The organism is Microcoleus sp. Pol10D4, from assembly GCF_036701555.1.
In the GTDB taxonomy this organism is placed as follows: domain Bacteria; phylum Cyanobacteriota; class Cyanobacteriia; order Cyanobacteriales; family Microcoleaceae; genus Microcoleus.
Map to the genome: position 1 here is coordinate 59,202 of NZ_JAUBRA010000032.1, position 13,537 is coordinate 72,738.

At 46.3% G+C, this 13,537-nt stretch carries 9 protein-coding genes; 5 read left to right on the forward strand and 4 right to left on the reverse strand.

The window, feature by feature from the left end; all coding sequences use genetic code 11:
* Positions 1 to 57: 57 nt before the first annotated feature.
* Complete coding sequence (locus QUA36_RS17130; RefSeq protein ID WP_333458493.1) at positions 58 to 675, reverse strand: CP12 domain-containing protein; 618 nt, start codon at positions 673 to 675, stop codon at positions 58 to 60.
* A 491-nt stretch (positions 676 to 1,166) separates the two neighbouring features.
* Between QUA36_RS17130 and glpX the strand changes: the two genes are divergently transcribed.
* The 3 genes from glpX to QUA36_RS17145 all read left to right on the forward strand — a co-directional run bounded on the left by glpX (position 1,167) and on the right by QUA36_RS17145 (position 7,022).
* Positions 1,167 to 2,204, forward strand: coding sequence for a class II fructose-bisphosphatase (glpX, locus tag QUA36_RS17135; protein ID WP_333163996.1), 1,038 nt, complete (start codon positions 1,167 to 1,169; stop codon positions 2,202 to 2,204).
* Between the two features lie 145 nt (positions 2,205 to 2,349).
* Positions 2,350 to 3,642, forward strand: a complete 1,293-nt coding sequence (locus tag QUA36_RS17140) for a glutamyl-tRNA reductase (protein ID WP_333163994.1) — start codon at positions 2,350 to 2,352, stop codon at positions 3,640 to 3,642.
* A gap of 359 nt (positions 3,643 to 4,001) precedes the next feature.
* Positions 4,002 to 7,022 carry a UPF0182 family protein gene (locus QUA36_RS17145; protein WP_333458494.1) on the forward strand — a complete coding sequence of 1,007 codons (3,021 nt, stop codon included), beginning with the start codon at positions 4,002 to 4,004 and terminating at the stop codon, positions 7,020 to 7,022.
* A 280-nt stretch (positions 7,023 to 7,302) separates the two neighbouring features.
* Here QUA36_RS17145 and QUA36_RS17150 read toward each other — a convergent pair whose 3' ends face one another.
* The 3 genes from QUA36_RS17150 to QUA36_RS17160 form a co-directional block, all read right to left on the reverse strand.
* Entirely contained in the window at positions 7,303 to 7,971 is a 669-nt protein-coding gene (locus QUA36_RS17150) for a hypothetical protein (RefSeq protein ID WP_333458495.1), read from the reverse strand.
* 228 nt (positions 7,972 to 8,199) lie between these two features.
* Entirely contained in the window at positions 8,200 to 9,150 is a 951-nt protein-coding gene (locus QUA36_RS17155; protein WP_333163988.1) for a PIN domain-containing protein, read from the reverse strand.
* A gap of 240 nt (positions 9,151 to 9,390) precedes the next feature.
* Positions 9,391 to 11,019, reverse strand: a complete 1,629-nt coding sequence (locus QUA36_RS17160; RefSeq protein ID WP_333458496.1) for a site-2 protease family protein — start codon at positions 11,017 to 11,019, stop codon at positions 9,391 to 9,393.
* Between the two features lie 519 nt (positions 11,020 to 11,538).
* Between QUA36_RS17160 and QUA36_RS17165 the strand changes: the two genes are divergently transcribed.
* Positions 11,539 to 12,750, forward strand: a complete 1,212-nt coding sequence (locus QUA36_RS17165; protein WP_333458497.1) for a tyrosine-type recombinase/integrase — start codon at positions 11,539 to 11,541, stop codon at positions 12,748 to 12,750.
* Between the two features lie 265 nt (positions 12,751 to 13,015).
* Positions 13,016 to 13,516, forward strand: coding sequence for a hypothetical protein (locus tag QUA36_RS17170; RefSeq protein ID WP_333458498.1), 501 nt, complete (start codon positions 13,016 to 13,018; stop codon positions 13,514 to 13,516).
* Positions 13,517 to 13,537: the final 21 nt, after the last annotated feature.

Sequence of the window (13,537 nt, forward strand, 5' to 3'; positions counted from 1 at the left end):
CAATCCATACATAAGAGTTGATAACTAATAACTAATGACTAATCACTAATCATTAAATTAGCTGTCGTACATCCGCGCTTCAGCCGCCTCGGGATTTTCCTCGCAATACTCGTCAAAAGCCGTTTTCTCAAGCTTCATCGATCGCTGGTGAGAAGCCTCAGCCTGCATTTCCTCTACAATGTCCCACGCTACCGCGCACTCTCTAGAAGTAGCGCCTTTCTCGGCACAGATAGTTCTGGCATCCGTGATCGCCTGTTCGATTTGTTCCTCAAATAAAACACTTTTCGGCTTCTCGACAAAATCGCTTTTTGTCAAGATATCCGTTACCGAAATAATGCCCAGCAGTTTGTCTTTAATCACCGGAGCTCGGCGGATTCGGGTATTGGCGAACAGCCTCGCCACGTATTCCACGCCCAGGTCGGGATTCACCGTGATGCACGGTTTGGTCATAATCTCGAAGACGCGGACTTTCTGCGGGTCTACTCCGTAGGCTGTTACTTTGTAAACAATATCCGTTTCCGTCACAATGCCGTAGGCGTCTTGTTCGTGGCGGCGTTCCACAATTAACGCGCGCAAACACAGTTCGTTCATCATCGCCACCGCTTCAGCTACAGTTGCCGAACCGCGAATGGTAACAACTTCTGTTGTCATAATATCTTGGGCTTTCATCATCATTTTTTATTCCTTCCCGCTGATAAAGTCTACTGCGTCCCGATTTGGGGCTGTCCATTTGATTTGCGATCGTCATTAGGACTTACCCTCAGAAACCCGGTTTCCACCAAAATGTTGGGTTTAGTAACGATAAATCCGGTCTAGCAACTAGGTTTCTGAGAAATCGTGCGATCGCAAACTAATCATAAAACCTTTAACGGCACTCGGAATGACAAGTTGCCTGAAACAGCCGATCGCTCCCCCGGAGCCTCTGGAGTCCGCGATTTAGCCCTCAGACGGGGCTAGCGTGCGATCTTCCAAGCAACAGTGAAGTATTGCGATCGATCTTTGAGCTTGTTGGGATCAGATTTTCCAGCCCCAGTCTCAAAGAAGCAAAAGTTAACACAAACTAGGCAACTGCTTGCGCTCGCACAGATCCCCGCCTCTGATAAACTTGATTGCTGGGAGTGCAAAAGAGCACAAGGCACGCATCAGCAGTTGAGAGGATCTAGTTCGTGGACAATGTAATCGGTTTAGAGATTATCGAAGTAGTTGAGCAGGCAGCCATCGCCTCCGCTCGCTTGATGGGCAAAGGCGAAAAAGATGAAGCCGACAGAGTGGCTGTAGAAGCCATGCGGGAGCGCATGAACAAAATTCATATGCGCGGCCGCATCGTCATCGGCGAAGGCGAACGCGATGACGCACCCATGCTTTACATCGGTGAACAAGTAGGTATTTGTACCCGCGAAGATGCCAAAGATGTCTGCAACATAGATGAATTGATCGAAATTGATATCGCTGTGGACCCCTGCGAAGGTACTAACCTGGTAGCTTACGGTCAAAACGGTTCGATGGCAGTTTTGGCAATCTCTGAAAAAGGTGGTTTGTTTGCGGCACCGGATTTTTACATGAACAAATTGGCTGCTCCTGCGGCTGCTAAGAATCATGTAGATATTCGCAAAACGCCCACTCAAAACCTCAAAATTATCTCTGATTGCCTCGGCCGCAGTATTGAAGATTTGGTAGTGGTCGTGATGGATCGCGATCGGCACAAAGGTTTAATTAAGGAAATTCGGGAAGCGGGTGCAAGAGTTCGGCTGATCAGCGACGGCGACGTTTCGGCAGCGATTTCTTGCGCGTTTTCTGGTTCCAACATCCACGCACTTATGGGTATTGGTGCAGCACCGGAAGGTGTGATTTCCGCAGCAGCAATGCGCTGTTTGGGCGGTCACTTCCAAGGGCAGTTAATTTACGATCCGGCTGTCGTAAAAACTGGTTTGATCGGTGAAAGCAAAGAGAGCAATATCGCCCGCCTGAAAGAGATGGGCATCACAGACCCAGACAAGATTTACAATGCTGAAGAGCTGGCATCTGGAGAAACAGTTCTGTTTGCAGCTTGCGGGATTACCCCCGGAACGCTGATGGATGGAGTTCGCTTCTTTGGCGGCGGCGCTCGCACTGAAAGTTTGGTAATTTCTTCTCAGTCGAAGACTGCTCGGTTTGTGGATACAATCCATATGTTTGACCAGCCTAAATCTCTGCAATTGAATTAGTGATTAGTTAGTGGTTAACAGTTAAATGTTAACAATTAACAGTTAACGGTTAACAGTCACCGGTGATTAGCAATTAGCGATAAACTAATAACTAATAACAGGTGACTGTTAACACCTAAGCAAGAAATAGTGACAAATCACAGATATGAATATTGCAGTCATAGGTCTCAGCCACAAAACAGCGCCGGTTGAAGTTCGCGAAAAACTGAGCATTCCAGAACAGAAAGTTGAAGCCGCGATCGCCCAATTGCGTGGCTATCCGCACATTCAAGAGGTTGCCATCCTCAGCACTTGCAACCGCTTAGAGATTTATATTGTTACCAGCGAGTCGGAGCCTGGTGTGCGAGAGGTTATTCAGTTCCTTTCGGAATGCAGTAAAGTTCCTTTGCAGTCTTTGCGCCCTCACCTGTTTATTTTGCTGCACGAAGATGCGGTGATGCACTTGATGCGAGTGGCTTCTGGCCTCGACAGTTTGGTGCTCGGAGAAGGACAAATTTTGGCTCAGGTGAAACAAACTCACAAACTCGCCCAGCAGTACAAAGGTGTAGGCAGAATTTTAGAGCGCTTGTTCAAGCAAGCTCTCACAGCAGGGAAGCGAGTTCGCACGGAAACTAGCATCGGTACCGGTGCAGTTTCTATCAGTTCGGCGGCGGCAGAATTGGCTCAAATGAAGGGTCAGCATTTAGCAAGCAGCAAAATTGCAATTATTGGTGCTGGCAAAATGTCGCGGCTTTTGGTGCAGCATTTGCTCTCAAAAGGAGCTAGCCATATTTCGATCGTTAACCGCTCTGTGCGGGGCGCCCTGGAGTTGGCCGGTCAGTTTAAAGATGCTCAATTGCACCTCTATCAGCTCTCGGAAATGATGCAGATAATTGCCGCTTCTGACTTGGTTTTTACCAGTACGGCAGCTACCGATCCGCTGTTAAATAAAGCTAAATTGGAAGCGGTTTTAGACCCGAATCGCCCTTTGATGTTGGTGGATATTTCTGTGCCGCGCAACATTGACTCGGATGCGAACGAACTCGCTAATGTGCGATCGTTTAATGTGGACGACTTGAAAGCAGTGGTAGCTCAAAATCACGAAAGCCGCCGCAAAATGGCAATGGAAGCTCAGGGCTTGCTCGAACAGGAAGTAGAGGCTTTCGATCTCTGGTGGCGCAGTCTGGAAACTGTTCCTACTATTAGCTGTTTGCGGGATAAGATAGAATTGATTCGGGAACAAGAGTTAGAAAAAGCTTTATCGCGTCTGGGTTCGGAATTTTCGGAGAAACATCAAGATGTGATTGAATCTTTAACAAGGGGGATTGTGAATAAGATTTTGCACGATCCGATGGTACAGTTGCGCGCTCAGCAGGATATTGAGGCGCGGCGGCAAGCGATGCAAACTTTGCAAACACTGTTTAATTTGGATGTGGATGTCAATCAGCAGTACAGCTAATTTGTCATTAGTCATTAGTCATTAGTCATTTGACAGGAAAGCAGTTAGCCCTTGACCCGAAAGCAGGTGTCATATCATGTCCGGTCGAGCGACCGCGATTTTTGTAGGGGAGGGTTCGCCAACAATACCTGCCAATAATTGACCAGCTCAAAAACCCGCCCCGACCGGGATATTATGGTTAATCGATCGGACATGATATCATATTATGTCCGATCGACTACCATGAATAAAAATGCCTCCAACCCTTGCGGCAAAAGCATCATTCGGGAGGGTAATTTGCTCAAACCTGATATCAGTTATCATTTAACCAATAACTAATGACTAATGACTAATGACTAATGACTAATAACTAATAACTAATGACTAATAGGCGAATTTATCAAATAATCCTACTGATTGGGGGGCTATGGCTGGTTGTTGAGTTTGCCTCCCGCATTGCTGCAGAAATTCTCTGGTTTCAGGAAGTTGGATATCTTCAGGTTTTTCTCTTAAAGCTGAAAACTCAAGGGTTGCTGGGGGCGATCGCAATTGCCGTTTCTTCTGTCTTTTTGCTCGGAAATTTGGCTTTAGCCCGCCGCCTGCAACATCCCGCAGAGGAAATGAAATCGCCGGTTGCGGGGGCGCTATTGGCTTCACTGAGGGCGAACAAAACGGGGAAGAATATTGGGAAGAATTACGAAATACCTGTTGCTAAATCCCAAATTACCTTTTCCTGGCTGCTGTTGGCAGTATTTGGATTGAGTTCGATCGCAACTTTTATAGTAATTCACTGCGGGCTGTTAGCTGCAAGCAGCATCACCTATTTGGGTATAGCTGACAATTTACCTGCGTCGCCTGTGCAGTTGGGAATTGAGTCAATCCAACAAATAGGGGTGCAGCTATTTTCTCACTGGTGGCAGTTGGGCTTGCTGCTGGGGACAATTTTAGCTGTGGCAATTAAGCCTGATTTTTTGCTGCAGGCGATCGCCCTTTTTCTCAGTTTGGCGATCGGGCTTATTGCCACCAGTCGCTGGACCAATGTTTTGCAATGTTTTTACCCTACTAATTTTAACACAACCGACCCTCTTTTTAATCAAAACATTAGCTTTTATGTATTTATTTTGCCAATTTTAGATTTACTAGGCTTCTGGCTGACAGTTGTATTTTGGTACAGTTTAGTATCTTGTGCTTTAACATATTTGCTGTCAGGAAATAGCCTGAGTCAAGGGAGATTTTTGGGGTTTTCTCGATCGCAGCAGCGGCACTTGTACGGGTTGGGTGCAGCTTCAATGCTAGCCGCCGCATTCCGCTACTGGCTGGGGCGCTACGCATTGCTGTATTCGCGGGGAGACGTTACTTACGGGGCGAATTATGCTGACGTGACGGTGCGGCTGCCCTGGTATGGATTTTTGAGTATTTTGGCGGGGGCGATCGCACTTTTGATGCTGTGGCAGGTTTACCAATTCAAAATTAAAAATGAACTCATAAAAAAGATTATTTTAGCGTGGCTAACTTTAAGTTTTTTGGGAGTTTTCCTGCTGCCACAAATTGTGCAGCAACTCCTAGTTAGACCCAACGAACTAGCACGAGAGAAGCCATATATCCAGCGCAGCATTGCCTTTACTCAAGAAGCCTTTGACCTCAACACAATCGAAATAAAAACTTTCGATCCCGCCGGAAAACTTACTTATGCCGACTTAGAAAAAAATCAACTTACTATCAGCAACATCCGCCTGTGGGACAAGCGACCGCTGCTGCAAACCACCCGACAGTTACAGCAAATCAGACCATATTATACATTTCCTGATGCCGATATTGATCGCTACACAATCAAAAATGAAAAAGCACAAAAGGGAGATTCGGAAAGCCAACAAGTGTTTCTGGCAGCGCGGGAATTAGATTACACAGCAGTTGCCCCCGATGCTCAAACTTGGGTGAACGAACACCTAGTTTATACTCACGGTTACGGCTTTACTCTTTCTCCCGTAAACAGAGTCGGTGTCGGCGGTTTACCCGATTATTTTGTCAAAGATATTGGAGTTGCAGCCCAGAAAGGAGAGACTGCTTTGGAAGTCACTAGCGATCGAATTAGGGCCAGTATTCCGATCGGCTTCCCGCGAATTTACTACGGCGAAATCACCGATACAGACGTGATGGCGCCCACACAAGTCGCAGAATTCGACTATCCCAGTGGCGAAGAAAATGTTTACAATACTTACAGCGGTAGGGGCGGAATTGCGATCGGTCCTATGTGGCGGCGCTTGCTGTTTGCTAATTATCTCAAAAATTGGCAAATGGCGCTTACCCGCAATTTTACGCCAGAAACTAAATTGCTGTACCGCCGAAATATTAATAAAAGAGTCCGGGCGATCGCTCCTTTTTTGCGCTACGATTCCGACCCGTATTTAGTAGTAGCAAACGCCAATCTTAGCAATGATGACATAGAAAAAGCCAGGGAGGACAATGGCAACAAGATTAAACCTTCACCCTCGGCTACTGATAAATCTCCCAACTATCTTTACTGGATTATCGATGCCTACACAGCGAGCCCTGGCTATCCGTATTCTGACCCGGGAAATCATGAGTTTAACTACATCCGCAACTCCGTCAAAGTAGTGATTGATGCCTACAACGGGTCTGTTGACTTCTACGTTGCCTATCCCTCCGATCCCATTATTAACAGTTGGATTGCTATCTTTCCCGGACTCTTCAAACCCCTTGACAAAATGCCTCCGGCTCTCCGCACACATATCAGATACCCAGTAGATTTGTTGAGCATTCAATCCGAACGCTTGCTAGCTTATCATATGGAAGACCCGCAAGTATTTTACAATCGGGAGGATTTGTGGCGAGTTCCCCGTGAAATTTATGGCAGCGAACAGCAGCCCGTAGCACCATATTATTTGATTACGAAACTGCCAACGGAAACAGAAGAAGAATTTATTTTGCTGCTGCCATTTACACCAGTAAGCCGCAACAATTTAATTGCTTGGATTGCAGGGCGATCTGATGGTGGCAATTACGGAAAATTGCTGTTGTATCTGTTCCCCAAACAGCGATTAGTTTACGGCCCGGAACAAATAGAAGCTTTAATTAACCAAGATCCAGTTATTTCCGAACAAATATCTCTCTGGAATCGCCAGGGTTCAAAAGCCATTCAAGGAAACTTATTAGTAATTCCTATCGAACAATCTTTACTGTATGTGGAACCTCTTTACTTAGAAGCAGAGCGCAATAGTTTACCAACTTTAGTCAGAGTTATTGCTGTCTACGAAAACCGCATAGTCATGGCAGAAAATCTTGACTTGGCACTCAAGGCACTTTTTCAGCAACAATCTACCAACAAACCGGCCATTATTCGACCTGTAGAAGGAACAGCACCAGCTTTAAATAGTGAATGATATCAATTCCGGTTGCACTCCTGATGATTGTTTACTGTTGACTGTTGATTGTTGACAATCAAGCATCCAAGATGCAAGCCCCCGCATTCATCGGTGGAGAAAGAAAAAACCTGTATCCGATGAAACTTGCCCCCCGAATTTATCCGTGGGGTCAATGCTTCAATCGAAAATCGAAAATCGAAAATCGAAAATCGATTGACTCTGGGTCAAAAAACTGAATGGTTGAGTGTTAACTGTTGACTCAATTGTATTATTCCGATGCAACCAGAAACGATATAAATTACTGCAATTTCTGTTCGCTAGCAGCCTTAATATCCTGCCACCAAACATCGACATAGGGCCACATCAATCTCTCGTCTCCTCCAGAATCTAGTTTCACAGTCACCTCATAACGGTAAATATGCGTGAGTTCGCCAGTTTTACCATTAAAATAAAATTGTTTGGGATTGTCGGTGATAATTTCTACCCTTTGATTCAACAGCGGCAGCATCTGGGTAGAAGAACCCTGAAACGGATTTTTGCCTTTGATCACATAGCCACCAATCAAAGAGAAGTACATTAAAGCTAGGAAAAATACTGTACATAAACCCACAATTACCAGTGTTTTTTGTTGTGAAAAACTGGTATAAACGCTCACATATCCTACGATCATAGTTCCCAAAAACAACAAATTTGGCAGGTACAGCCCATCTTCCAAAAAAACGCTACCAAAAAATATGAGGGCTACCTGAAAACCAAATAATGCAGCCACCCAACTCCAGCCAGTTAGCAACGATGCAGATAGTAGCAAATTCATTGCTACAGTAAGGGCGATCGCTATTGCTATAGCCGCAAGTGGTGCTGCATAATCGTACTGTCTGAAGGGAAGAAGAACAAAAAAGACTAAAGCATAAGCAAAACCCCCAAAAGCCAGTGCTAATCCACTAATTATTTCATTCCCGTTCAGCATGGCGAGGCATTTTTTGCTCGGTAAAGTGAAGCGTTCATCTTCTGTTGTGATAGTAGCCGTTGAAAATTCCCAGCGGACTCAGGCCAGGAACTCTAAACGTAGCGTACGCCACAAGCAGCTTACCGCTATATTTAGGGTAGCGAACCGATTTGTTAACCAAGCGTGCTATCGCAGTTTCCGAAGGCAGAATTCAGCCGGATCTGAAGGTAGAATTTTCAGCAAACCAGATTATTTAGGGTCGATCGACTTAACAAATTGTTGCACAGGCTGCGGTAGAGCCGGCACAAAAGTCTTTCTAAAACCCCTAACATCGAACACTCGCCACAAAATACCCACCGCTACGGTCAAGAAAAATAACGCTCCCAAAAAATTGAACACAGTAGACAGAAAACCGCTGTCCCTTTTTTTCGGAGGTGTAATATGTTTCATTCGATATACAGCCGGCTCGTAATCTCTCGATTCCTCGCGACTGCGCCGCGGCGTTTTGGGCCGGGAACTCGCACTGCGCTTCTCAGTCAAACCCGTTTTATTAGTTTTAGTAAAACTGCTAGCCGACTTCAATTCAGAAGCGCCGCGCGTCCCCGTTAACTGGCTACCAGAAGTCCCCGTTGTCCCTACAGCAGCATCCTGAATTCTGCTGTTAGAGCGCTGAGTCGATTTGCGTTCGGCGAGGGTACGCATCAAACTTTGCAATTGCTGAGTCGCCGCCGGCGGGCGTTCCCCTTTCCTCGCCCAGTTTAACAGCATCGCCCCGGTAATCCCGCAGAGATTCGTAGCCCCTACAGAAGCCAGCCGCTTCAGCAGAGGCTGGCTGTTGGACACAAAAATCACCAATGCCTCCGGGTGTTCGGTCGCCAAACCATAAACGCACTGAGCCGTGGCAACCACGAGCATTGCTGGCTTGCTTTGATTTTTGATCGAAGGTTCGAGAGCTCGGTGTGTTTCCTGAGCGTCAGTTGCAATCCAGCCGCTGTCGGCAAAAAATCGCATAAATTCTCTAGCTACTTGCTCTTGAGCTTTTTCCACAGCTTGCCCTGTCAGACGATCTATTTCGTCGTACACTACTTCCGGGATATAGCAAGTTCCCACTTTGGAATATTCTTGCCACACTTGGGTTCTGCCAGTCATTAAAACATCTGCATCAAAAGTTACCAATACAGGAGGAAGTTGATTAGCCATGACTTTATCCTATAGGCTCAGATAAGTTATTTAAACTTAATCGATCAAGTTTAAACAAATTTTGGGTTATAAAAAAATCAACTTTTGGTAGTAGATAAATTGCCCTGGGCGGGGGTCTTAATTGGAAATTAGTAGTTAGGAACCCGATCGCCCTTCAGTTACCAGTTTGATCGCTCAATTCTTATATTCCACTAATTTACCGCAACCCAAGAGCCTATTACCAAAGATGCCCGACTACTGCTAGTTCCCGATTCCCAGACGGCCAGCCAAAGCCGGAGTCAAAGGCAACAGGGCAGCAATCATCAAGAACAAAGCTAGCAAGCCCAAAGCCGCGCGAGCGTCGTCAGGCTCAGTCAGCTCGTTGAGGCTCGGCCGCTCCAGATTCCGCTGTAAAATCAGAATCACGATCGCCCAATACAGAGCCAAAGGATTAACTAAAGAAACGATGGCTAGCACCACAAAAGTCGCCAAAGTAGCGCGACTGGCTATTTTCCGACCGTAGATGGCTTGCACGATTCTACCCCCGTCCAACTGTCCCGCCGGCATCAAATTAATCGCCGTTATTACCAAGCCCAACCAACCGATAACTACCAGCGGGTGAACGTCAACAATCTGCTGCTGCAACGCCGAACCCAAAACCACTTTTGCCAAAGTTCCCACCAAAACCGAGCCCTTGAAAAATTCTGCGGGAATTTGAAATAAACTGCCGGGGTGAGACAGCAGCAAACCCGTTACCAGCATTAGCACAGAAACTATTCCCCCAGCCGCTGACCCGGCAAAAGCGATGTCAAACAAAACTTTACGGTTGGGCAACAGCGACTCAAAACGGTCGATCGCTCCAAAACAACCTATCTGCAAAGTTGGTATAAAAAACGGCCAACTCAAGCCAACCTTGTACCGATTTGCCAGCACTCGGCGAGCAATTTCCCCAGAGCCTAAAACCGCCCAAATTCCGGCTGCAATTGGCAAAACTTCTAGATATCTAGCCGGCGAGTTAAAGAAATCGAAACCCAGCAGCAAACCGCCTGTTTCCAAGCTGGTAGCAATTGTTGCCAGCAGTAGCACGACTGCTAGGATTTTTTGAGATAGGGTAGTTGACTGCGGGTCGTTGGTGCTGGGCAAGATAATAACTACTGGCTTGTCGTCCTGATTTTCTACTAAAAATAGACGGTAGCGATCGTTTAATCTTTCTTCCAAACTTGCCGTCAAACGTGAGTGTACTTGTTCTGGGTCTCCCCGGAGATTCCCTTTCAAGATTACCCCATCTTGATAGGGAATCGTTTCTGTGGCAAAGAAAGTATCAATTCCAAAGATGCCTTTAATTGCCTTGAGGTCTTCAACTGGAACGGGAATTATTTCTGATTCATTATTCGCAGGCGACGAGGTGACGATCTTAATGGTTTCTGGGCCTGGTGGTCCCTGCGACTCAGGAGCCGAGAAAGCATCGCTTTGGGACTTTACCTCAGCAGCATCCGGCCGCGGCAGCACTGTATCAGATGCAGCCTTACGCAATTGCCGGCCCAGATAAATGTACAATCCCGTGGATGCCACTAGCAGCAACAATACCGCAACTAGATTGAGGTAAATTCCGGCAGCGAACAAACCAAAGAACAGCAGCCAGGGACTCATCAGCGCAACAGACTGCAACCAAGCCAAAATTCCCAGTTTGCCAAAAGGTCTGGCGCGATAAAATCCCCAACCCAGAATTCCCAGAGCGACCAATACGAGCGCAATTGTTGCCGTATTTTCCGATGCAACTATAGGCATTCCGGTTGCTTGCGCCAATAGGGGCTTTAATCGGTCGATCGGGCTGCGGTCGAGTAATAGCATTAAATTTTGGGGAACATGAAATAGAGTTGTTGGGAACATATCCAAACCTGTCGGAAACTAGCCTGATTACTAAGGATAACCTCTGAGGGCTACTCGGCCCACAACCTGCTGCTGGTGCTGTTTGAACATCGCAGGATCTAGGCTATTGACACAATAGACTTTTTATGATACCACATCGGCTGTGGCAAACCTATACTCAGAAAGGTAGCAGTGTCGATCGCCCATAAGCAGGAAGATTCGCCCGGTTTGGCAGGTGGGGCTTTTGCTTCGGATTTGTTTCGGATTCGGGCATCCAAAACAAATCCGAAGCAAATAAGATCTCAGCCTCTCTTTTCTTGGCGGGATAAAACTGCTGAAACCCTTGATCTCATTAAATTTATGTAACGGGTACGGCAGGACTTGAACCTGCGGCTCGCTGCTTAGAAGGCAGGAGTGTAAAACTATTCTATCTCTTTCTACGTAAGCCTCTTAGTTTTTTGTCATGCAAAATGCGAAACAAATGCGAAACAAATGCGAAACAATTTGGTACTGTAGGCCTGTAGAGTTAATGACCTAACCATGCAAGTAAACAAATCTCAGCGTCGGAAAAAAGGGACTGTAGGGGTGATGGTAAGCCGAGGTCTGCTACGCCTTCATTTACCTCGCGAGCTTTACGGGGGTAAAAATAAGTTTGTGTGCATGGGTCTGTCGGATACTTTGGAAAACCGAGCGATCGCAGAATGCAAGGCTAAGCAGATTGAGCTTGACATCCTTAGAGGAATGTTTGACCCAAATGATTTAAGCAAATACAAGCCTGTCCAACCCCACAAACACAGCAGTAACCTGGTACAGGCTAAATTTGGGGCAACAAGTCTGACGTTACAAGAGCTGTGGGACAAATATTTAAACTACAAGCAGGGTGCGCTCAAGCCAAAGTCTTTGCACTACTTGCGGACTACATTGGGGCGACACATAGCTAAATGTCCTTCGGATATTCTGCAAGCGCTAGAAGTTCGCGAAGCCCTTTTAGGGACAACAACGGGGGATATGACTAAGCGCATTCTCACCCACTTAAATGCTGCTGTTAGTTGGGGTATTAAGCATAGGTTGATTACTTTGCCTGTTAGTCCCTACAAAGATATGGCTAATGATTTGCCTAAGTACAACTGGCAAAACGACCCCGCCCCTAATGGTTTTGTCACTGAAGAAAAGTTGCTGGTGCTACAAGCTTTTGAGTCTCACAAAAATAAGCCCGGACACTGCTACCACACATACTACCCATTGGTAAAGTTTTGGTTTTTAACGGGTTGCCGTCCTAGCGAAGCTATCGGCTTGATTTGGGGGAATATCTCGCCCGACTGTTCTTATGTTTTGTTCAACGGCAGTATTCAGTTCATTGAGGGCAAAGCGGTTGAGAGCAAGGGCAGTAAAAATAACAAACACCGAAAATTCCCTTGCAACAATGAGTTGAAAGAGTTTTTAGTGTCAATCAAGCCACAACAGTTTGACTCTAAAGAATTGGTTTTTTCTTCTCCTACCGGAGAGGTAATCAACTACAGCAATTTTTCTCAAAGAGCTTGGCACAAGATAGTTGTACCTATCACTGACAAGACGCGGGAACCTGGTTATAAGCCTACTACGCCATATTCTTGTCGGGATACTTTTATTAGCGAACAATTGGCGCAAGGTATCCCATCTGCGGTAATTGCTCGCTGGTGCGATACGTCGGAAAGTATTATTAATTCCCACTATCTAGATAACAAAATATTGGAGCATTTACGGCCGCTTTGATGCTGTTATGATGTTGATTCTACGGGCAACTTTTGGGACACAAAACTTTACAGTCCCTGTGTTGACAAGAGGGGAGAAGCCTGCAATCGTGAGTAACTAAGGAAGATTGATGCGCGGTTGACGAGCACTTGGAACTGCTAGCCAAACCACGACTTCCCCAAACCGTTTTACAGCAACGTTTGGAGCCTATAAATTATGCCACTTTCAGCCGATTGTCTTTGCGGACGATCGCAACTCTTAATGATTGAGTTGGCGGGGTTTTGCCATGACTAAACCCATCGTCAGCTACCGACGTATTGACCAATTAAAGGCGATCGCCTTTGACCGTGGCTTCACCAACGAAGACGCCAGACAGTTTGGGAAACTCAGTAAAACTGCTACGTGGGAAGCGCTGCTAGAACTGTACCTCGTTAACGGTGAATCGCTTGACACAGTGAATGTAGACACTGTAGACAGTGACACTGTAGACACACTAGACACGGTGCTAGACACTGTAGACACAATACCTGAACTGCTTGACCCGCAAGCTGTAGACACTGTAGACACCCTAGATTGGACTAACGACGGGTCGTTCCCTGTGTGTGGTTTTACCCGCCAGAATTCCACCAGCTTTTTAGACTGGGTTGATTTTGGGCAACTCATCGCACTCGTACTCGCATCGGCGGGGGTGTTTGTGCTGGCTATGTCTATGTGGCGACAAATCAATCCTCTGAATTTATTTCCCTCCCCAGTTCGCATCAACATTCAAATCGGGACAAAATTATGAGCTTACAACTACGCCTTTTTG